Annotated in this window: 16 protein-coding genes; 7 read left to right on the top strand and 9 right to left on the bottom strand. The window is 65.7% G+C overall.

Features of this window, described 5'->3' with window-relative positions; all coding sequences use genetic code 11:
- Window positions 1-43: 43 nt before the first annotated feature.
- Window positions 44-754, top strand: coding sequence for a metal-dependent transcriptional regulator (locus tag MUG94_RS06785; RefSeq protein ID WP_227908843.1), 711 nt, complete (start codon window positions 44-46; stop codon window positions 752-754).
- Between the two features lie 4 nt (window positions 755-758).
- On the top strand, window positions 759-1,334 hold the full coding sequence (locus MUG94_RS06780; protein WP_210233477.1) for a hypothetical protein: 576 nt from the start codon (window positions 759-761) through the stop codon (window positions 1,332-1,334).
- 42 nt (window positions 1,335-1,376) lie between these two features.
- Here the strand turns inward: MUG94_RS06780 and MUG94_RS06775 are convergent, their stop codons facing one another.
- The 4 genes from MUG94_RS06775 to MUG94_RS06760 are packed head-to-tail and all read right to left on the bottom strand — an operon-like array spanning window position 1,377 to window position 8,630.
- Window positions 1,377-2,372, bottom strand: a complete 996-nt coding sequence (locus MUG94_RS06775; protein ID WP_227889413.1) for a GNAT family N-acetyltransferase — start codon at window positions 2,370-2,372, stop codon at window positions 1,377-1,379.
- A gap of 34 nt (window positions 2,373-2,406) precedes the next feature.
- Window positions 2,407-5,931 carry a thiol reductant ABC exporter subunit CydD gene (gene cydD / locus MUG94_RS06770; protein WP_227908847.1) on the bottom strand — a complete coding sequence of 1,175 codons (3,525 nt, stop codon included), beginning with the start codon at window positions 5,929-5,931 and terminating at the stop codon, window positions 2,407-2,409.
- A complete protein-coding gene (gene cydB / locus MUG94_RS06765) occupies window positions 5,928-6,947 on the bottom strand; it encodes a cytochrome d ubiquinol oxidase subunit II (protein WP_227908848.1) in 1,020 nt (339 codons plus the stop codon). The genes cydD and cydB overlap by 4 nt, the downstream gene beginning before the upstream one ends.
- 36 nt (window positions 6,948-6,983) lie before the next feature.
- Entirely contained in the window at window positions 6,984-8,630 is a 1,647-nt protein-coding gene (locus tag MUG94_RS06760; protein WP_227908849.1) for a cytochrome ubiquinol oxidase subunit I, read from the bottom strand.
- 223 nt (window positions 8,631-8,853) lie between these two features.
- Between MUG94_RS06760 and MUG94_RS06755 the strand changes: the two genes are divergently transcribed.
- Window positions 8,854-9,231, top strand: a complete 378-nt coding sequence (locus tag MUG94_RS06755) for a BlaI/MecI/CopY family transcriptional regulator (protein WP_227889409.1) — start codon at window positions 8,854-8,856, stop codon at window positions 9,229-9,231.
- Between the two features lie 29 nt (window positions 9,232-9,260).
- Window positions 9,261-10,229: a M56 family metallopeptidase gene (locus tag MUG94_RS06750; protein WP_227889408.1), complete on the top strand. Its 969-nt coding sequence runs from the start codon at window positions 9,261-9,263 to the stop codon at window positions 10,227-10,229.
- A gap of 66 nt (window positions 10,230-10,295) precedes the next feature.
- Here MUG94_RS06750 and MUG94_RS06745 read toward each other — a convergent pair whose 3' ends face one another.
- A complete protein-coding gene (locus MUG94_RS06745) occupies window positions 10,296-12,407 on the bottom strand; it encodes a DNA gyrase/topoisomerase IV subunit B (protein WP_227908850.1) in 2,112 nt (703 codons plus the stop codon).
- A gap of 252 nt (window positions 12,408-12,659) precedes the next feature.
- On the opposite strand from MUG94_RS06745, the gene MUG94_RS06740 reads away from it, so the two are divergent.
- The gene (locus tag MUG94_RS06740) at window positions 12,660-12,884 is read left to right on the top strand and encodes a DUF7455 domain-containing protein (protein ID WP_227889406.1); all 225 of its coding nucleotides are present in this window, start codon (window positions 12,660-12,662) and stop codon (window positions 12,882-12,884) included.
- Window positions 12,885-13,076: 192 nt separating this feature from the next.
- Here the strand turns inward: MUG94_RS06740 and MUG94_RS06735 are convergent, their stop codons facing one another.
- The 4 genes from MUG94_RS06735 to MUG94_RS06720 all read right to left on the bottom strand — a co-directional run bounded on the left by MUG94_RS06735 (window position 13,077) and on the right by MUG94_RS06720 (window position 18,457).
- Window positions 13,077-14,366, bottom strand: a complete 1,290-nt coding sequence (locus MUG94_RS06735) for an RNA polymerase sigma factor (RefSeq protein WP_227908851.1) — start codon at window positions 14,364-14,366, stop codon at window positions 13,077-13,079.
- A 264-nt stretch (window positions 14,367-14,630) separates the two neighbouring features.
- A complete protein-coding gene (locus MUG94_RS06730; protein ID WP_227908853.1) occupies window positions 14,631-15,908 on the bottom strand; it encodes a DUF4192 domain-containing protein in 1,278 nt (425 codons plus the stop codon).
- Between the two features lie 116 nt (window positions 15,909-16,024).
- A complete protein-coding gene (locus tag MUG94_RS06725; RefSeq protein ID WP_227908856.1) occupies window positions 16,025-17,392 on the bottom strand; it encodes an MFS transporter in 1,368 nt (455 codons plus the stop codon).
- Window positions 17,393-17,407: 15 nt separating this feature from the next.
- Window positions 17,408-18,457: a proteasome assembly chaperone family protein gene (locus MUG94_RS06720; protein WP_227908858.1), complete on the bottom strand. Its 1,050-nt coding sequence runs from the start codon at window positions 18,455-18,457 to the stop codon at window positions 17,408-17,410.
- A gap of 382 nt (window positions 18,458-18,839) precedes the next feature.
- Here MUG94_RS06720 and MUG94_RS06715 point away from each other — a divergent pair, with 382 nt between their 5' ends.
- Window positions 18,840-20,369, top strand: a complete 1,530-nt coding sequence (locus tag MUG94_RS06715; protein WP_227908860.1) for a leucyl aminopeptidase — start codon at window positions 18,840-18,842, stop codon at window positions 20,367-20,369.
- Window positions 20,370-20,573: 204 nt separating this feature from the next.
- Window positions 20,574-21,956 carry a dihydrolipoyl dehydrogenase gene (lpdA, locus tag MUG94_RS06710; protein ID WP_104054649.1) on the top strand — a complete coding sequence of 461 codons (1,383 nt, stop codon included), beginning with the start codon at window positions 20,574-20,576 and terminating at the stop codon, window positions 21,954-21,956.
- Window positions 21,957-22,013 lie beyond the last annotated feature (57 nt).

Here is a 22,013-nt window from a genome sequence, read left to right as displayed (position 1 = left end):
GCTGCCGCCCGCCGATCCAGACCGCAACACGTAAGGTAAAGGGGTGGGTACCAAACAGCTTTCAACCGCATCCGAGGACTATCTCAAGGTCATCTGGACCGCCCAGGAGTGGACCGATGCACCGGTAACCGTGTCGGCGCTCTCCGCACACGTGGGAAACTCACCGTCGTCGGTTTCCGAAGCGGTGAAAAAGCTGACGACCCAGGGGCTGCTGACCCACGCACGGTACGGGTCGATCACCCTTACGGAGGCGGGAACCCGCGAGGCCGTGGCCATGGTGCGCCGGCACCGGCTGATCGAGACGTTCCTCGTGGAGTACCTGGACTATGGCTGGGACGAGGTCCACGACGAGGCCGAACACCTGGAGCACGCGGTGTCGGACAAGATGGTGGATGCCCTGGACCGGCGGCTGGGGTATCCCGTCCGCGATCCGCACGGCGATCCCATTCCCTCCAAGGACGGGAGTTTCCCCCCGCTGGCCGCCGTCCGGCTCAGTGCCTGCGAGGACGGGACCACCGCCACCGTTGCCCGCGTCTCGGACACCGACCCGGAGCTGCTGCGGTATCTGGCGACCCTGGGCCTGCACCTGGACGTGCAGGTCCGCGTGCTCTCGCGCCAGGCCTACGCCGGAACCCTGACGGTGACAGTGGGCGGGGAACAGCTGGAACTGGGTCTTCCCGCGGCCCAGTCCATCTGGGTCCTGCCCGCCGCCGTTCAGCCCGACACCGCACAGCCCTCGGCAGTTCACTCCTAACCCCATGGATGAGGCCCGGGTGCAGCTGTGGTGGCTGCCGGTCGGAGCCGGCGGCCACGTGGTGATCCATACCAGCCGATGGTGGGAATGCGTCCGGGCTCGTCTGGACCACCGTGCGCCGCAGCCGCTGTTCCACAGCGCCCTCATCGTGCGTCTGGGCGGGGCGGAATACGTCATCGAAATGTCGCCGGCGTGGGGCCGGCACGATCCGGCCCGCGGTGTCGTAGCCACGGGACCGGTGGGGCTGGGCTGGCTGGGCCGCTCACGACTGTTCCGTTACGAGGTGCGCTGCTGGCGCGACGGCGTCCTGCCGGACCGCGCGTTTGCGGCCGCGGCACCTGTCGAATTCCGGCTCTCCCCCTCAGCCGGCGCCGCGATGCTGCAACGCACGGCCCAGGTGCCGCGCCATGTGTGGGGACGCAAGGTGCCCGGCTCGGCCGACATGTGGAACTCGAATTCGCTCGTGTCCTGGCTGCTTCACGGCGCGGGGATCGACGCCGGAACCATCCGCCCGCCGCACGGCGGTAGTGCGCCGGGCTGGGCCGCGGGTTTAGCTGCCGCCTCCGTATCGCCGCCCTGACTGCCAGCCCGGTCCATCGTCGACGATCTTCGGCTTATCGCCCTACGGAAGCACGTGCAGGTCGAAGAACACCTCGCGGAAGGTGGGCGTGTAGCCCAGGCTTTCGTACAGTCCCAGCGCTCCGGACGGGTTTTCCGTGTCCACGCCCAGCCCGGCACGCTCCATGCCCGCTGCCTTGTACCGGCGCATCGCTTCTCCCAGCATGGCCGGTGCCAGGCCCAGGCCCCGGTAGCTGCGGCGCACGCCCAGCAGCTCGGTGTAACCCTCGGTGTAGCCGTTGAGCTTTTCGCCCTCAGGATCAAAGGAGGCAATGTTGTAGCCGGCAATTTCCCCGGCGGCGGTGTCCATGACCACAAAGGTCCAGTCCGCGCGGAAGTGCGGGTGTTCCACGTTGTGCTGCCAGCGCTCGGGATCCCGTTCCTCGCTGCCCCAGTGGTCCCGGAAGACTTCGTTGTGCGCTACGCGCAGTGCCTCGGAAATGTCCTCGTTGAAGGTGACGTATTCCAGGCCGTCCGGCAGCTTTGTGTCCGGGATGTCGGTATCCAGCGGCCGGGTCATCTCCGTGAAGTAGCGCACCACAGAGGCGTTGGCGGCATGGAACAGTGCCACGTGCGAGGCGTTGTCCTCCTCCGCCATGAACCGCAGCAGGCCCTTCTCGTGGCCGGTTTCCAGCAGGCGTTCGCGGGCGCGCTGCTGCTGCCAACGCAGCAGGGCGGTCCCGATGCCGCGACGGCGCCACTGCGGGTCCACTCCCCCGGCACCGTGGATTTTGTCCGAACCTTCGGTCCGAACCAGGTAGCCGTAGGCGCGCGCCACGCCGCTGCGGTCCAGTCCCAACAGGGTGTCCCTGGCCGGGTTGTCCGAGCTGGCGGCCAGGACATGTTCCAAATCCGCACGCTGCTGGACATATCCCGGTTTGTCCACTGCGGCGATGCGCCGGACCAGTTCCAGCCAGGCGTCAACGTCTTCGGCCGTGATGGCCCGCCAGCGCAGGCCCGTCGCGGGACCAGGAATTTCCGGAGGTGTTGAAATACTCATTTTTCCACCCTATGACAATCCTGCGGGGCACTTCCTAAGTGTGTGACGCGGCACATGCGGCCGGCCCCAGCACAATTCTGCGCTGACACCATGCGGCGTCGGCGGGGTTGTGGGTCACGACCACCACGGCTTTGCCGCGCAGTCCGGCCGCCAAATCGGCCATCAGCTGTTCCCCCGCTTCCGGGTCCAGGTGCGCCGTAGGCTCATCCAGAAGCACGACGTCGGCTTCCGTCAGGAGTGCGCGCGCCACCGCAAGCCGCTGACGCTGTCCGCCGGAGAGGAAGTGCCCTCCACCGCCCACGCGGGTGTCCAGCCCCTCCGGCAGCCCGGCAAGGAAGGGACCCAGGCCGACGGCGTCCAGGGCGGCAACCATCCCCGCTTCCGTGGGCGGCCGCCGGCGGTCGCGGGCGAGCAGCAGGTTGCCGCGCAGGCTGGAATCGAACAGATGGGCTTCCTGCGGGCACCAGGCCATCCGGCGGGCAGTGGGCGGGAACTCGGCAGCCGGCCTTCCGTTGATTAGGAAGGACCCTTCCTGCGGGGTAAGGAAGCCCAGCAGGACGCCGAGCAGCGTGGACTTTCCGCTGCCGGAGGGTCCGGTGACTGCCAGCCAGCTGTCCCGGCGCAGGTCCAGGTCCAGGTGCTCGAACACCGGCGTGTTCTGGCCGGGGTAGCGGTAACTGATCCCCCGCAGCTCAACGGTGTCCACGCTCCGGACCGCTTCTTTCCCGGCAGGTTCCGTCTCCGCATCAGGCTCAAGATCCAGCGGCTCCACGGTAAGCGTCCCCAAATCCGGCAGCACCTTGTCGCCCAGGGTCCGCCAGGCGAAGAACTGCTGGATGGAGCCGTTCACAGCCACGAAGGCTTCGATCAGTGCCAGTTGCATGAGCACGACGACGGCGGCCACCGTCGCGGGAATGTTCCCGGCCAGGGTCAGTATGTAGAGGGCACCGAGCGAGCAGGCCAGGGCGGTGACGGCGTTGGCCAAACCCTGCGCCCACGCACTCCGGCGCACCGCCGCTGAGGCGCGCGCGTCGAGCTGCTGCTGCCGGGCGAACACCGGGGCGGAACTGCTGTTGGCTTCCAGGTCCGGCGCCGCCGAAAGCAGGCGTGCCATGGCCGCCATGGACCGGGACTGCAGGCGCACGGTTGCCGCACGGGCCGCAGCATCGGCACCCAGTGCCAGCAGCGGAGCTGCCACCAGGCCCACCAGGCACACCAGGATCTGCGCGCCGAGGGCTTCAGGCAGCAGCAGGCCGGTGGCAATGCAGGCGGCCACGGCGGTAAAGAACCCCGTCAGGGGCGCAAAGACGACACGCGGGGCAATGTCCCGCAGCTCGTCCACGTCGCCGACCAGACGCTCCAGGGCTCCCCCGCCGCGGGCCAGCCGGCGCCATCCCTCGGGGCGCTGCAGCAGTCCGTTCCACAGGCGGATGCGGATGGCGTTGGTGGCACGGAAGACGGCGTCGTGCAGGCGCAGCCGCTCCAAGTAGCGCAGCACGGCCCGGCCGATGCCGAAGAACCGGACGCCAACAATCGCAGTGAGCAGCAGCATGATCGGGGGCTGTTCGTTGGCCCGGACTATCAACCAGCCGGACAGCGAGGTGAGGGCCACGGCAAAGAGCGTCGCTCCGGTGCCAAGGAGCAGTGCCATCAGGAACTGGGGGCTCCAGGGCCGCAGCACCAGCAGGTTCTTCCACAGCGGCTGGTGCACCGGATGGGATTCGGTTTCCGCGAGCTCCTCCTGCCAGCGGACGGGGGCGGCGGCGCGTTCTTCCGCGTCGGCGCCCGCTGGATCGGAGGGGGCTGGATCGGAGGGGGCCGGCGAGGAGTGGGCCGCGGGATTGGTTACGGGAGCCGGCAAGGAGACGGCCTGCGGAGTCTCCGGTGCGGCTGCGGCGTTCCACACTGCGGATTCAAGCCCGGCCTGGCGTCCGGCGTCCACCGGAATCAGGCGGTCGGCGATGGCTGCGGCGGCCTGGTCGTGGGCCACCAGCAGCACCGTGACCGTTCCGCGAAGATTTCTCAGGGCACGGATCACGGCGGCGGCGCTCTCCGCATCCAGATGAGCGGTGGGTTCATCGGCCAGCAGCACGCGCACCTGCGGTTGGCAGGCAATGCGGGCCAGTGCACGGGCAACGGCGACGCGGCGCTGCTCGCCGGGGCTCAGGTCAGCGGTGCGGGTGTCCAGCAAATGCAGGGACCCAATGGCGGCGAGCGCCTTGGCGGCAGCCCGGCGGCCTTCCTCGTCCGGCCCCAGCCCTGAATAGAGGGCAATCTCCTCAACAGTGGTGTCTTCGACCAGCACCGGGTGCTGCGGAATCCACGCAATGCCGGCACGGTCGACGCCGGTGACTGTCCCGTCCAGCGCAGTGTCTCCACCGTGGCGGCGCAGCCCGGCGAGCGTTTCCAGGACGGAGGTCTTGCCGCTGCCGCTGGAACCGGTGAGGGCGGCAATGCTCCCCGCAGGCACCTCAAAGCTGAGGTCGGACACTGCCGGGCGGGGACGTCCGGCATACCGGATGGTCAGCCCCGCCACCGACAACGGCGGTCCGGCGGCGGCGGAATCCTCCGGCTTTGCCGCAGCGGCGTCAGTTTTCGGGGCGCCGGCGGGAACCAGCGGAACGGCGGCCGGCGCGTCCAGAACGGCGTTGGTGCGTTTGAGGGCTTCGAGACCGTCTTCGCTGGCGTGGTGGGCGGTGCCCAGGTCACGCAGCGGCTGATAGCACTCGGGTGCCAGGATCAGGGCCAGCAGGCCCAGCTCCAGGGACATGGAGCCGTTGACCAGGCGCACGCCGATCACCACGGCCACCAGCGCCACCGAGATGGTGGCAATCAGTTCCAGCGCCAGGGCGGACAGGAACGCCACCCGCAGGGTTTCCAACGTACGGACACGGTAGTTCTCCGCCACATCGCGCAGGGCGCGGGTCTGCGCCTTCGCCCGCCCCAGGCCCACCAGGACGGGCAGCCCCTTGGCCAGCTCCAGCATGTTGTCGGACAGCCGGTTCAATGCATCGACGGCGGCAGCGGTCTTGTCGCCGGTGTGCAGCCCGATCAGGATCATGAACACCGGCACCAGCGGAACAGTCAGGACCACCACCACCGCGCTGAGCCAGTCCGCGGAGAGGATCCGCAGTCCCACCAGCAGGGGAACGACGGCGCAGGTCACCAGGGCGGGAAGATACTTGGCGTAGTAATTGTCCAGCCCGTCCAGGCCTCGGGTGATCAGCACGCTCAGCGCGCCGGACCCCATCCCGGGAACGTTGCCGCCGTCGTCGAGCGCGCGCTTGGTCAGGGACGCGCGCAGCTCCTCCTTGACGCCGGCCGCTGCGCGCTGGGACACCGTTTCGGTGCCCCACACGGCGATGGATCGCAGCACTGCACCGGCAATGCCGTTGGCGAGCACCCAGCGCCAGTCCGGCCCGCCGGCGGCGAGCCCTGCCACGCCGGCGGCAACACCGGTGGCCAGGAGAACCAGGCCCGCTGCCTTGACGGCGGCCAGCAGCCCCAGCAGGTACAGCGCCCGCCGGCTGGCGGCACTGACCGGAAGGACAGGTTTCACTGAGCGGTCACCGAGTGGGCAGCCGGAATGGAGTCAGCGGTGATGCGCTTGCGGAAGACCCAGTAGGTCCAGCCCTGGTAAAGCACCACCAAGGGCAGGCCGAAGAGCGAGACCCAGGAAATCACGGTCAGTGTGTAGTCGGAGGAGGACGCGTTGTTCACTGTCAGGTTCCAGGCCGGGTTCAGCGTGGAGGGCAGCACGTTCGGGTACACAGACGCGAAGATCGTGAACACGCCCGCCACCAGGAACGCTCCGATCCAAATGAAGCTCCAGCCTTCGCGGCCGCGGCGCGCGGCGGCCCAGGCCAGCACCACCGCCACCACCGCGATGACCAGCGGAATCAGGGTCAGCGCCTTGCCGTTCTGCTGCTGAACCACAATGGCCCAGGCGGCCATCGGCAGCACGCCCAGCGGGAGCCAGCGCACGACGGCGCGGCGGGCCCTCATTTCAATGTCGCCGCGGGACTTCAGCGCCAGGAACGCGCAGGCATGGACCAGGCAGAACGCGACGACGGCGAATCCGCCCAGGACGGCATAGCCGTTGAACCAGGCAAACGCCCCGCCCACCCGGTCACCGTTTTCATTCAGCGGCAGTCCGGTGGTGGTCAGTGCCAGGGCAGCACCCACGCCGAAGGCCGAGACGAAGGATCCCAGGGCCATGGCCCAGTCCCAGCGGCTGCGCCAGCGGTCGTCATCGTGCTTGCCGCGGTATTCGATGGACACCGCCCGGAAGATCAGGCCCAGCAGGACCAGCACCAGCGGAATGTACAGGGCCGAGAAGAGGGCGGCGTACCAGAGCGGGAAGGTGGCAAAGGTCATGGCGCCGGCGGTAATCAGCCACACCTCGTTGCCGTCCCAGACCGGGCCGATGGTGTTGAGCATGACCCGGCGGTCCTTCTCGCTGCGGCCCATCAGCTTCATGAGCATGCCGACGCCGAGGTCGAAGCCTTCCAGGAAGAGGTAACCGGTCCAGAGGAAGGCCAGGACGATGAACCAAAGGGTGGGTAGCGAAATCACTTCTGTGCTCCAGATCGCTTAGTGGGCAAAGCCGGGTTAGTAGGCAAAGCCGAGGACATCGTCGGGCTGCTTGGGTTTGGTTCCGCCGGAGCTGTCGCTGCCGTCGCTGCCCGTCCCGTCATCGCCCCCGGCGGAATCCATGCCGCCGGAGGAACCGCCGTCATGCCCGCCGCTGCTCAGCAGTTCAGGCATGGCGGACGGAACTCCGCCGCGGGTGAACTTGAACAGCAGCCGTACCTCCACCACCAGGAGCGCCAGGTACACCAGCGCAAAGCAGGAAAGGGAGAAGATCATCTCGGCCCTGGAGACCCCCGGGGACACTGCGGCCGCCGTAAACATGAAGACCTGGTCGATGCCGGTGAAGCTCGGGTTGGGTGCCACCACAAAGGGCTGGCGTCCCATTTCCGTGAAGATCCAGCCGGCACTGTTGGCCCCGAAGGGGGCCAGGATGCCGAACACGGCCAGGCGCATCAGCCACTTGGACTCGGGGACGGTGCCCTTGCGGGTGATCCACAGGGCAAAGGCAGCCGCGGCTGTAGCAACGCCGCCGAAACCGATCATGATGCGGAAGCCCCAGTAGGTGACGGACATGACCGGCAGGTAGTCGATCTCGGTGCCGGCCTGCTCACCGTACTTGGGATCGTCCGGGATGTGGGTGCCGTACGCTTCCTGATACTCCGGGATCAGGGTATTAACGCCCTTGACCTCGGTGTCGAAGTTGTTGTTCGCCAGGAAAGACAGCAGGCCTGGCACTTCGATCACGGCTTTGACGTCATCACAGTTCTTGGCGCCGACGTCGCCGACGGAAAGGATCGAGAAGGAGGTGCCGTCGTGGCAGGCGGCCTCAGCTGCAGCCATCTTCATGGGCTGCTGATCGAACATGAGCTTGCCCTGAAGGTCACCGGTGACAGCCGTGCCGGCGAAGGACACCATGGCCACCACGGCGCCGATGCGCAGGGACTTGATCCAGACGCTGTGGTCAGCCTTGTCGCGGCCGATTTCCGGGCGCTCACCGACGTTTACGGTGCCGTCCTCGTTGACGGTGTCGATGCCGTCGCGGCGCCGCTTCCACAGGTGGTACCAGGCGATGCCGAGCAGGAAGCCGCCGGCCACGGAGAGTGCGGCGGTGATTTGGTGCGGGAAGGCCACCAGCAAAGTGTTGTTGGTCAGGACGGCCCAGATGTCATTCAGGACGGGCCGGCCGTCCACCATTTCCACGCCCACGGGGTGCTGCATCCAGGAGTTGGCGGCCAGGATGAAGTAGGCCGAGAGGACCGATGCCAGGACTGCAATCCACAGGCAGGCCAGGTGCAGCTTCTTGGACAGTCTGCCCCAGCCGAAGATCCACAGCCCCAGGAACACGGACTCCGTAAAGAAGGCCAGCAGCGATTCCAGCGCCAGCGGGGCGCCGAACACGTCACCTACGAAGCGGCTGTACTCACTCCAGGCCATGCCGAACTGGAATTCCTGAACCAGGCCGGTGGCGATGCCCATGATGAAGTTGATGAGGAAGAGCTTTCCCCAGAACTTGGTCATGCGCAGGTATTCATCTTTGCCCGTGCGGACCCACATGGTCTGCAGAGTCGCCACCACCAGCCCCAGGCCGATGGTCAGCGGCACCATGAGGAAGTGGTAAACGGTGGTGATGCCGAACTGCCAGCGGGCAATATCCAGTGCTTCCAAGGGAGGATTCCTTCAGTCGAGCCAGACTTCTACAGAGCGTAGAAACCATTCTGCTTCTGATCGTAGATCAGTTCGAAAAAGATTTCTACGCGATGTAGAACCGCTCACAAAAACACTGTAGATTAGATATCCGGACCCTTTCCGCTGAATTGGCGGAAGGCTGGAAGGGCCAAGCTTCTGTGGCGGTTCCGGACAATGTTAATGGTGAAGGACGGGAACACAGATGGCTACCCTCGGCGAGCTGGAACGGGCGACTATGGACCTCCTCTGGGAGTCTCCGGACGCGGCCACGGCAAACGAACTGCGCGAACAACTCGCCCTGGCCAACCCCGCGGCCGGAGCAGGCGGCGGCAAGGGCCTGGCGGTCACCACCATCCTCACCGTGCTCTCCCGGCTTGAAAAAAAGGGCCTGGTTGAGCGTGAGCGGAACATCCGCCCGCACCGCTACCGTGCCATCACGTCCAAGGCCGAACATACGGCCGAACTGATGCACGAGGTTCTCGGCTCCGTCAATGACCGGGAGGCTGTGCTGGCCCGCTTCGTCGGCTCAGTGTCGGCAACCGAGGCAGAAACCCTGCGACGACTGCTCGGCGGCGTCTGACCGGATAGCACCCACCGCTCTCCGCCGCGATGATCTGGGCCTCATATTTGTTGGCCGCACTGGCCCTTGTGCTGGCGTGGCCGGTTCCGATCGCCCTCTCACGGGCAAAGTGGCCGGCACGGTCACCTTTTTCGGCGATGGTGCTGTGGCAGGCCATCGCCCTGGCCGGCGGCCTGTCGATGATCGGCTCCATGCTCACCTGGGGCCTTGAGCCTCTGGGCAACAACCTGATCGGCGCCCTGGTCAACCTCTGGGGCATCCTGATAAACCGCCAGCCGGCCACCACCCTGGGCCTGGTGCATGTTTTCGCACTTAGCGCTGCGCTCCTGCTCAGCGCACACCTCGTCTTCACCCTCCTGCTGACCTACTACCGGATCCGCCGCGGCCGCCGCAGGCACCGGGACATGCTCACGCTGCTGAGCTCCCCGTCAGACACGCGACCGGCCACGCTGGTCATCAACCACCCCGTACCGGTGGCGTACTGCCTTCCGGGCGGCGCACGTTCGGTCACTGTCCTCTCGGACGGCCTGCTTGAGATGCTCTCCGATGATGAACTCTCAGCCGTCCTGATCCATGAGAAAGCCCATCTGGCCCAGCACCATCACCTGCTGCTGTGGGCTTTTGCCGCCTGGCGCGCCGCCCTGCCGTGGCTGCCCACCTCCCAGCTGGCCCAGCAGTCCGTCAATGAACTCATCGAGATGCTGGCCGACGACGAGGCACTGCACACCGTCCAGCCGGAGACGCTGATTCGGGCCGTCGCGATAGTGGGAACCGGCGGTGCGGCCCCTGCGGAGAGCCTTGCCGCTGCCGAGATACGAAGTGCTCCGCTTCTGGGCAGCCCGGATGAACAGGAAAAACTGGGCACGGCTCACCGGCTGAGCCGGCTGCTGACACCTCTGCCTCCGCTGCCCGCCTGGCAGCGCGCCGCCGTGCTCATCCTGTCCGGCTTGCTCCTAGCCGTTCCCACCACGCTGCTGATCGCCCCGGGCATCGTCTAGGCGGTACCCGGGGTCCGGACCCCGGGCACGGGCCGGCGCCGCAGCCCGCCCCGGGTCCGTGAACGCTTAGGCGTCGATGCGGTCCCTGTCCAGCATTGCCGCTCCGGCGATGATGAAGTCCTTGCGCGGGGCCACCTCACTGCCCATCAGCAGCTCAAAAGCGCGTTCGGCGTCGGCTGCCTGGTCGATCCGTACGCGCCGGAGGGTCCGGTGCCGCGGATCCATGGTGGTTTCAGCCAGCTGGTCCGCGTCCATCTCTCCAAGGCCCTTGTACCGCTGGATGGGCTCCTTGTAGTTCTTGCCCTCCTTCTGCAGCTTGGCCAGCAACTGGTGCAGCTCCTTTTCGGAGTACGTGTAGATCATCTCGTTGGCCTTTGAGCCGTGGTTGATGACCTCCACCCGGTGCAGCGGCGGCACAGCGGCGTAGACTCGGCCGGCCTCGACCAGCGGCCGCATGTAGCGGAAGAACAGGGTCAGCAGCAGGGTTCGGATGTGAGCGCCGTCCACATCGGCGTCGGTCATGAAAATAACCTTGCCGTAGCGTGCTGCTTCCAGCTGGAAGCTCCGCCCGGAACCCGCCCCCACGACCTGGATCAGGGCAGCGCACTCGGCGTTGGAGAGCATGTCCGCCACTGAGGCCTTCTGCACGTTCAGGATCTTGCCGCGGATCGGCAGCAGTGCCTGGTAGTCCGATGACCGGGCGAGTTTGGCCGTGCCGAGCGCACTGTCACCCTCGACAATGAACAGTTCGGAGCGCTCACTGTCATCGATCCGGCAGTCCGCCAGCTTCGCCGGCATGGAGGAGGTCTCCAGGGCGTTCTTCCGCCGCTGGGTTTCCTTGTGGACGCGGGCGGAGATGCGGGACTTCATCTCCGAAACCACCTTTTCCAGCAGCAGGGCAGACTGCGCCTTGTCCTGCCGGGCGCTGGAATTGAGCCGCGCCGTAATCTCCTTGTCCACCACCTTGGCGACGATGGCGCGCACCGCGGACGTGCCCAAAATTTCCTTGGTCTGGCCCTCGAACTGCGGCTCGGCAAGCCGGACGGTCAGGACCGCGGTCAGCCCGGCGAAGACATCGTCCTTTTCAATCTTGTCGTTGCCGGCCTTCAGCTTGCGGGCGTTGGCCTCGATGACCTTGCGGAAGGTCTTCAGCAGCGCCTGTTCAAAGCCGGCCTGGTGCGTTCCGCCCTTGGGAGTGGCAATGATATTCACGAAGCTGCGGATGTTCGTTTCGTAGCCAATCCCCCAGCGCAGCGCGATGTCGACCTCGCACTCCCGCTCCACCTCAGCGATTTTGCTGTGCCCGGAATCATCCAGAACGGGAACGGATTCCTTGAACTTGCCGCTGCCCTGCAAACGCCAGATGTCGGTGACCGCAGCGTCCGCCGCCAGGTATTCAACAAACTCCGTGATGCCGCCGTCGTGCTGGAAGACTTCTTCCACCGGGCCGGCCTCGCCGGGGGTTCCGGGCAGCCGGCGCTCGTCGCGCAGGGTGATCCGCAGTCCGGGAACCAGGAAAGAGGTCTGGCGGGCCCGGGCCTGCAGTTCCGTGTAGGAGAACTTGGCGTCCGGGGTGAAGATCTGGCGGTCCGCCCAGTAGCGGATCCGGGTTCCGGTCACGCCGCGCTTGGCTTTGCCCACCACCTCCAGCTTGGAGCTCTCCAGGAAGGGCGAGAATTTGGCATCGGGGCTCGGAGACTTGCCCGTGTCTGCAAAATGGCCGGGCTCGCCGCGCCGGAAGTTCATCTGGTAGGTCTTGCCTGCGCGGTCCACCTGAACGTCCAGGCGGGAGGACAGGGCGTTGACCACTGAGGCGCCGACGCCGTGCAGTCCACCGGAGGCTGCGTAGGAACCGCCACCGAACTTGCCGCCCGCATGAAGCTTAGTGAAGACGACCTCCACGCCCGACAGGCCCGTCTTGGGTTCGATGTCCACGGGAATGCCGCGGCCGTCATCGTGAATCTCCACGGAGCCGTCCGGATGCAGGATGATCTTGATGCTCTGCCCGTAGCCGGCCAGGGCTTCATCGACGGAGTTGTCGATAATCTCCCACAGGCAGTGCATGAGCCCGCGGGAGTCGGTGGACCCGATGTACATTCCGGGACGCTTCCGGACGGCTTCGAGCCCTTCCAGGACGGAAAGGTGGCGGGCGTTGTACTCAGTATTCGGGGGCGCCACGTGTTTGAAACTCCTCAGGCATTGAAACCGTTGGCCGGCAGGTTGCCGATCCAGCTGCACACCCGGATCAACCGGGCTACTTCCAAGGTTAAGGCCCGCCGGTGACACTGCCCGCCAGCGACTCAGCATCGGTGAATTACCTCACAAGAGGGCAGCTGAATGGTACGCGTAGAGCGAAAGACCCTCCGATGCGCGAAGAACCGGCGCGCAAAGATGGTTATATGAAGTATCAACACCCCAAAGGAGGCTTTCATGACAGCAGCAGTAGCTACTCGTGAACTGAATACGCTGGACCGCTGCGACCGCTGTGGCGCGCAGGCGTACGTACGTGCGGTACTTGAATCCTCGGGTGGGGAGCTGCTCTTCTGCGGACACCACGCACGGGCTGTGGAGGCAAACCTCCGCCCCCTGACTTCAGAGTGGCAGGATGAAACATCCCGCCTGACGAAGAAGGCGGAAGCAGTCCCCGCAGACTAGCCGGCACTACTCGGTGTGACCGGCAGATGGCCGGCACCGCATACAGCTTGGAAGGCTCCTCCCGCTCAGCGGGGGGAGCCTTTTCCATGAGTGCATCCGGTACCGGCGGACCCTGGTTGCAGCACAACGGGTTAAAGCACAACGCCCCCGGTCCGCGTCAGCGGATCGGGGGCGTTCTAACATCCGGGGTGGTTAGTCCAGGTAGTCGCGCAGCACCTGTGAACGGGACGGGTGGCGCAGCTTCGACATGGTCTTGGACTCGATTTGGCGGATCCGCTCACGGGTAACCCCGTAAACCTTTCCAATTTCGTCCAGGGTCTTGGGCTGGCCGTCAGTCAGTCCGAAGCGCATGGCCACGACACCGGCTTCACGCTCGGACAGTGTGTCCAGTACGGAGTGCAGCTGTTCCTGCAGCAGCGTGAAACTGACCGCGTCGGCGGGAACCACTGCCTCGGAGTCCTCAATGAGGTCACCGAACTCGGAATCGCCGTCTTCACCCAGGGGGGTGTGCAGGGAGATCGGCTCACGGCCGTACTTCTGGACCTCGACGACCTTCTCAGGGGTCATGTCCAGTTCCAGTGCCAGCTCTTCCGGGGCGGGCTCGCGGCCCAGGTCCTGAAGCATCTGACGCTGCACGCGGGCGAGCTTGTTGATGACCTCGACCATGTGCACGGGGATACGGATGGTGCGGGCCTGGTCGGCCATGGCACGCGTAATGGCCTGGCGGATCCACCACGTGGCGTACGTGGAGAACTTGAAGCCCTTGGTGTAATCGAACTTCTCGACCGCACGGATCAGGCCCAGGTTGCCTTCCTGGATGAGGTCCAGGAACAGCATGCCACGGCCGGTGTAGCGCTTGGCCAGGGAAACCACGAGGCGGAGGTTGGCCTCCAGCAGGTGGTTCTTGGCGCGCTTTCCATCGTGGACGATGAACTCCAGCTCCCGCTTGAGCTTGGGGTCCATGTTGGGGTCCGCAGCGAGCTTCTCGTCAGCGAAGAGTCCGGCTTCGATTCGAAGCGCGAGGTCAACTTCCTGCTCGGCATTCAGCAGGGCAACCTTGCCGATCTGCTTCAGGTAATCCTTGACCGGATCCGCAGTTGCTCCGGCGGAGACTACCTGCTGGGCAGGAGCATCGTCGTCGTCGGCATCTGAGTAAACAAACCCCGAGCCTGTGGGAGCTGCTTCCGGTGCGTCGGCAGCATCGATTTCCGGCTCGGCGGGATCGGCGTCGCTGTGCGACTCTTCCTCTTCCGCTGCTGCCGCAGCCTTGGCTGCCTTGGCTGATTTGGCGGGGGTCTTGCGGCCGGCTGCAGCGGTGGCTGACTTGGCAGCAGCAGGCTTGCGCGCTGCAGCCTTGCGGACGGTCTTTACCGCGGTCTTTTCGCCGGCAGCGGCATCTATCGGAGCCGGGGCTTCGTCTACGGCAGTGCGCTTGCTTGCAGTGTCAGTCTCTTCGACTGCAGTTGTCTTTCTCGGCGACACAGATAACCTTTCATACGGCGGGCTGTGGAATCGCCATTGGGGGCAACACCACTATGACCCTGTCAAGTCCGTGCTTGATTTCAAGCGATCCCGTAACCAGTGGTGCTCTCATGGAGAACACTTCTGCTGCGGTTTCTGTTCCCCTCCGCGCAAACGGAGAACGGAACAAGAAGCGACACTTGATACACGAACCCAACCGGGTCTCGGTTCCCATTGTCTCATGGTTTCCTACTGTCGCCAGCATGGCGGGCACCGTTTCCCATCTCAGGCCCGAGCTGCGCCGGGATGACGTTCAGCGCCTTTCCAGGCAGTTCCTGCATTCCGGGCCCACCCGGGGAACACGCCGGTGGCCAGGAGCTCCTCCAGCAGCTCAGCCAAACGGTAGCCGGGGTGGGCTTCCAAGCAGCGGGTCAGGAACACTTGTGCCCGGGAACCTCTCCCCCGCGCCCATTCAATCCAGGCCAGGAGACTGAGCAGGGCTGAAGCCGCTTCCCGGTCCGTGTTTCCCTCCACGGCCGCGGCCGCCAAAAGCTCAGCAAAAACTGCGAACGCTGCGTCCAGGCCGGACCACTGCGGCGATTCCGGGTACTGGCCGACCAGCACGTCACGATAATCCCGTCCCGCGTCGCGGCTGATAACCCCGCCGCCGGATAGAGCCAGGCCTTTCTTGGGTGAGGGGCCGGACGGGCCCGGAGGCACCAGGGGACGTTGGGCGTCCGCCGACAGCAGTTGGCAGGCGGCGGCTCCGGCAAGGGCCTGTTGTTTGCCCAACGCAGCCATGACCAGGAGCGTGTCCCTCACCGGACGGGCGCGCAGACTGGCCAGCAGGAAACCCGCGGTCTCATGGGCGGTGCGCAGCAAGGGGGCTGCACCGGCAAACACCGTCTCCCAAACGTCGAGCGTTGCCGCGAACTGCGATGAGTTGCACCAGCGGCCCGTCAAACGCCGTCCGTAATCGCTGCTGTGCTTCATCGCGGCCACGGCGCCTGCGCCCCACGGCCCGGGAAGGTCCTGGGCCACTGCCTGCTCCAGTGATGGAGCGTAGGCGCTGCCCCGGTACACCATCTCCGCGCTGAGGGTGCTGTTGGTGATGTCATGCAGGGGGCGGCCCGGCCAGGGACAGCAGGTGCTGTCGGTACAGAAATACTCCCGCCAGGCATGTGCCGAAACCACCCATCCATCCCGGATGGGCAGGCCGTTGCCGGTAAGACAATGGTTGAGCTGATCGATGAGCCTGCGGTAGGGCGGGCTGCCCGGCTGTTTCCATGCCCGGTCCGTGTACAGGGCCATCAGCACACCGTTCGCGGAGGCATCCGAGCGCAGAATGTCGCTGACTTTGGCGGCAAACTCCGAGTAGTCAAGGGCTGACGCAGGCAGGTCCAGACGCAGGGTTGCCCCGAGGCGGGTGGAGTCCACCGTCATGAGGACCAGAGACTCCTCCGGTGTGAAACCGAGGCTGTGGGGAATGTAGGCCAAAATGTCCGCCGGTCCGCTGACCGGAAACGGATCCGGCGGACGCTGGCCGCTGCGTGGGTTCGTCATGGTCCGAGGTTCCCGGTTCGGAGGACGCGCCGGGAGCGGGGCGGACGATGTTGTGGACAACTGCAGGCTCTGGAGACCATCAGCCCAACAGTGGAGGAACAGCCGTTCCCACCGCCTTATTTGTCGTTTTCTCTCTCCGGCGCTTTCCTGTCAGCCTGCCGTGCTCCGCGCTCGACCTGCTTCCGCTGCCTCTCCCGGGTGATGGCCTGGCGCAGCGGTGGAAGCCGTACGCCGTCGTCGGCCATCCGTGCGCGCGCCTGGGCCCTGGTGCGCAGGATGCCGGCCACGCCCACGGCCATCACGAAGAATTGGACTGCGAGTGCAATGCGGAAGGACTCAAGGGCGTAAAGATTTCCCCCGGAAAAGCCGCGGGCATTCAGGACGTCCAAGACCACTCCAATGAGGTACATGGACACCAGGGAGGCTATGAACCCGCCCACGTTGACGATTCCAGTGGCGGTTCCCAGCCGGTGGCCGGGGTTATAGGTACGGGCAAAATCGAACCCGATCATCGAACCCGGTCCGCCGATGGCCAGCGCCGCCACCAGCAGCGCCAGCAGCCACAGCGGCGCGGGACCCGGATAGAGCAGCACGGCCAGCCAGGCGCAGGCCATGGCCGCGGCTATGAGCAGCACCATGGTGGACCGGCGGAGCGGATGACGGCCCACCCAGGAACCCAGCCACGGCCCGCAGATGATGGCCACCACCACAAAAAGCGTCATCAGGGCGGAGGCCCACGACGGGTCAACTCCTTCCGCGCTGACCAGGTAGGGGAACCCCCACATCAGGATGAAGACGGTGCCGGGAAACTGAATCGTAAAGTGCGTCCACATTCCCAGCCGGGTGCCGGGCTGCCGCCAGGCCTCCGCCAGCGAGGTGGCGGTCTGGCGCAGCGGCAGCAGCACCGGGGTGGGAGCCCCCGGCGGGCGGTTGCGCACGAAAATCAGGGTAAGCACCACGATCAGCACGGACAGGGAGGCCGCCGACACAAAAGCCGTGCTCCATCCGAACCGGTGCAGCACATAGGCAAAGGGGACGGCACTGGCGATTTGCCCCAGCTGTCCAACAATTCCGGTCCACTGGGTCAGGACGGGGATGCGGCGCCCGCTAAACCATGCCGGCAAAAGACGCAGCACGCTGATGAAGGTCAGGGCGTCACCGGCTCCCACCAGCGAACGGCCCATGATGCCGGCTCCGACGGATTCCGCGGACGCAAGCTGCAGCTGCCCGGCGACCATGAGGGCAGCACCCCCTGCTATGAGGAGGCGCGGACCAAACCTGTCCACCAGCACACCCACGGGAATCTGCAGGCCGGCGTAAACCAGCAGCTGCACCACCGTAAAGACGGACAGGATGGAGGCGGTGGCATCGAACCGGGCGGTGGCCTCCAGCCCGGCAACGCCAAAAGTGGTGCGCTGGGTGACAGCGACCAGATAGGCCAGGACGCCGATTCCCCAGACGATCCAGGCGCGCTTGGAGTTCATCGGCGCGCCGCCGGGCTAATCCTTCGGGCCTGGACCTGTTCCCCGATCCGAGGGTCCGGAGGCGTCGGCTTGTTCGGAACCGTCAGCATTCCCACCAGTGTCTGCATCCTCCGTTGAATCAGCTGAGCTCTCGGGCCGCAGCGCTTCGGATTCCTCTTCCGCCTGCGGGCTCGCCAAATAGGCTTCGACGGCGGCGCCCAGTTCCTCAGCGTCCGCCAGCTCGTCATTATCCTTCACAAGCAGTGACCGGCGCACCGTGCTGTCCGTGTATTCGTCATACCGCTTCTCCAGGGTGGCCACGACGCCCTTGACTTCAGCGGATGCCTCCACCTGCTGGGCGATTTGGCGCTCCACCTCACGGCCGGCTTCGCGGAGCCTGTCGGTCGGCAGTACCAGGGAAGCAGCGGCGCCAAGATATTCCAGTCCGGCCACCGCTGCCGGCGGGAATTCCGCTTCCGCCAGGTAGTGCGGCACGTGCATGGCATGCCCGACGACGTCGAACCCGGCCTGGGTGAGGCGCAGCTCCAGCACATGGCCCACCGCAGCCTGAATCTGCGCCTGGGGACGCCAGGCGCTGATGCCGGCCATGAGGTCCGGGCGGTTGCCGTGGACGGTCACACCAACGGGACGGGTATGAGGCACCGGCATGGGAATCGAATGGATCCAGCTCATCATTTCCACGTCGAAAGTCTTGGCCAGATGCACCACTGCGGCGGCAAAACGTTCCCACTGCACGTCCGGTTCAAAGCCGGTCAGGAAAAGGAACGGTTCACCCAGACCGTCATACATCCGGTAAAGGTTCAGCTCCGGCGGTTCATAGTCGGTCAGATGGTCCTCCACGAAGGAGATCTGGGGCCGGCGCGCGCGGTAGTCGATCAGCTGGTCGGAATCGAAGGACGCCACCACCTCATGATCGAGGTTCTCCAGCAGCTCGTCGCGGATCTGGGCAACCACGTGGCCCGCCTCGGCAAACCCGGTAAAGCCCACCAGAAGCTGCAACCCGTGCAGGGCGGCGTCGTCGGCCACCTCCGGATTCAGATTGAACAGGGTCAGCGGATCAAGCATGTCTTCCCCTTCTGTGCTTCCATGCGCGTTGGACTTTCGACAATTGTGGAATCTTCCCGCCGTGGGGAAATCCCCGAAACGGCGAAAGAGCGCGGACTGCGCTGTTTACTCAAGGGTAAACGTCCCCGCCCCCGGGTTTCATTCCCGTCCGCCGCGGGCGCAGGTCCCCAGGCTCCTGCCGAATGCGCACGGCCGGCGGCAAACCCGGTGCAACACACCGCAGGACAAAGCGAGCAGACAAAGCGGGCAGACAAAGTCGACGGACAAACATGCACGCTCCGGACAAGAGACTACGATCGGTAACAAGGAACCGCGCCGGCAGGATGCGGGCCGCGCCAAACGCGGCGCCAACCAATATTTGTGAACGTAAGGATGTAACTTCGTGGTGAAAACGAACGAGCCGACTCTAACGGTGATTTCCAAGGACGTGCAGAAGGTGCCCGCCCAGGCCCTCGTGGTGGGCATCGGCCAGACCCCGGGCGGTCCCGTTTTGATCGACAGCCCGTTGAGTTCCAAGGCTGCCTCCGCCCTTGCGGCATCGCTGCCCCTGCTGGGAGTCACCGGTGCGGCCGACGAGATCCACCGCCTTCCCGGCCTGCCCGAACTCGAAGCCCAGACGCTTGTCCTTGCCGGAGTCGGCAAGGTAGAGGCCGGAGTTCCACTGAGTTCCGAAGCCCTGCGCCGTGCGGCCGGATCCGCCGTGCGCCAGCTGGCCGGCACCGAATCCGTTGCCCTGGCCCTGCCGGCCGCTACGGTGGCGGACGCCGCAGCCGTTGCCGAGGGCGCCCTGTTCGGCGCCTACGGCTACAGCGAACACCGCACCGACAAGGCGAAGGTCAAGGAGCCGGTCACCACCATCACCGTCATCTCCCCCGCCGCAGACGACAAGGCGCTGAAGGCGGCCGTGGAGCGTGCCCGCATCCTGGGCCGTGCAGTCAACGCCACCCGCACCCTGGTCAACCAGCCCCCGAGCCACCTTTACCCCGAAACCTTTGCAGCGGCAGCCAAGGACCTGGCCAAGCCGCTGTCCGCCAAGGTCAAGGTCACGGTGATGGATGAAAAGAAGCTGGAGCGGGACGGCTTCGGCGGACTCATGGGCGTGGGCAAGGGTTCCTCCCGCCCGCCGCGGATGGTCAAGGTGGAGTACGCGCCGCAGCGAGCCAAGGCCAAGCTGGCCCTGGTGGGCAAGGGCATCACCTTCGACTCGGGCGGACTCTCGCTGAAGCCTGCTGCCGGAATGCAGACCATGAAGTGCGACATGGGTGGCGCCGCCGTCGTCCTCAACGCTCTGCTGGCCATCGCCGAACTGGGCTTGCCCGTCAAGGTCACCGCGTGGCTGTGCCTCGCCGAGAACATGCCTTCGGGCACCGCCCAGCGTCCCGGCGATGTCATGACCACGTACGGCGGACGCACCGTCGAGGTGCTGAACACCGACGCCGAGGGCCGCCTGGTCATGGCCGACGGCCTCGTAGCCGCCTCGGAGGAAGCTCCTGACGTGCTGATCGACGTCGCCACCCTCACCGGTGCGCAGATGATCGCCCTGGGCAACCGCGTCTCGGCCGTCATGGGCGAGGAAGGGGTGCGCGACGCCGTCAAGGCCGCCGCGGACCGCGCCGGAGAGCTGTTCTGGCCGATGCCCATTCCCGAAGAACTGCGTGCCTCCCTGGACTCCCAGGTCGCGGATATTGCCAACCACGGCGAGCGTTTCGGCGGCATGATGACCGCGGCAACGTTCCTGCGCGAGTTCGTCGGCGAAGTCGACGGCGTCAAGATCCCGTGGGCCCACCTGGACATCGCCGGACCGGCGTTCAACGAGGGTTCCCCCTACGGCTACACGCCCAAGGAGGGCACCGGCGTCGCGGTCCGCACGCTGGTGGCCTACGCGGAAGACGTCGTCGCCCGCTCCGTCTAAGGCGGGCATATAGCACCGGACTCCTTCGGGAGCCACCGGGAATAAGCAATCGGCGTGGTGTTTCTCCTTACACTTCCCGCCGGCGGGACTTCACTGAGTGGATGCAGCCCTGCCGGCGGGATAGTGTGAGAGACGATCACAACCGCCCAAATCACTAAAACGACGCGCCCATGTGCGTCACCGATTACGCGAGGGAGCGTCCAAGTGGCCGAAAAGGCAACTGCGCAAGAATTCGACATCCTGATCCTCGGAGGAGGAAGCGGTGGCTACGCCGCTGCCCTTCGCTCCGTGGAGCTGGGTTTCTCTGTAGGACTCATCGAAAAGGGAAAGCTGGGCGGCACCTGCCTGCACAACGGCTGCATCCCCACCAAGGCCCTGCTGCACTCGGCCGAGATTGCCGAAAACGCCAAGACCGCATCGAAGTACGGCATCAACGCCACCTTCGATTCGATCGACATGACGGCTGTGAACTCCTACAAGGACAACATCATTGCGGGCAAGTTCCGCGGCCTGCAGGGCCTGATCAAGTCCAAGGGCATCACGGTCATCGAGGGCGAAGGCAAGCTCACCAGCGAAAAGACCATTGAGGTCAACGGCGAGACCTACACCGGCGCCAACATCATCCTCGCCACCGGCTCCTACTCCCGCTCTCTGCCGGGTCTGGAAATCGGCGGCAAGGTCATCACCTCCGACCAGGCGCTGAAGATGGACACCGTTCCCAAGAGCGCCATCATCCTCGGCGGCGGCGTCATCGGCGTCGAGTTCGCCTCGGTCTGGAACTCCTTCGGCGTGGACGTCACCATCATCGAAGGCCTGCCGTCGCTGGTTCCCAACGAAGACGCAGCGATCATCAAGCAGCTGGAACGCGCGTACAAGAAGCGCGGCATCAAGTTCAGCACCGGCATCTTCTTCGACAACGTGAAGCAGAACGACGACGGCGTGGTCGTCACCCTGGCTGACGGCAAGACCTACGAAGCGGACCTGATGCTCGTGGCCGTGGGCCGCGGACCGGTCACCGCCAACCTGGGCTACGAGGAAGCGGGCCTGACCATGGACCGCGGCTTCGTCATCACCAACGAGCGCCTGCACACCGGCGTCGGCAACGTTTACGCCGTGGGCGACATTGTTCCCGGCCTGCAGCTGGCCCACCGCGGCTTCCAGCAGGGCATCTTTGTGGCAGAGGAAATCGCCGGCCTCAAGCCGGTCATCGTCGAAGACGTCAACATCCCCAAGGTGACCTACTGCGAGCCCGAAATCGCGTCGGTCGGCCTGACCGAAAAGGCCGCCAAGGCCAAGCTCGGCGATGACAACGTCCAGGTCCAGGAATACAACCTTGCCGGCAACGGCAAGACCTCCATCCTGGGCTCCTCCGGCCTGATCAAGATGGTCCGCGAAAAGAACGGCCCCATTGTGGGTGTCCACATGATCGGCGGCCGCATCGGCGAGCAGATCGGTGAAGCACAGCTGATCGTGAACTGGGAGGCCTACCCGGAAGACCTGGCGAGCCTGCTGCACGCCCACCCCACGCAGAACGAAGCCCTCGGCGAGGCCGCCATGGCACTCGCCGGCAAGCCGCTGCACGGCTAGGCAAAGAATTACCGCCTGGTGCACCCGGGCCCGCAAACCCCGGGTGCACTAGGCTTT

This window comes from Arthrobacter gengyunqii, assembly GCF_023022985.1.
In the GTDB taxonomy this organism is placed as follows: domain Bacteria; phylum Actinomycetota; class Actinomycetes; order Actinomycetales; family Micrococcaceae; genus Arthrobacter_B; species Arthrobacter_B gengyunqii.
This window is presented reverse-complemented; position numbering and strand designations above follow the sequence as displayed.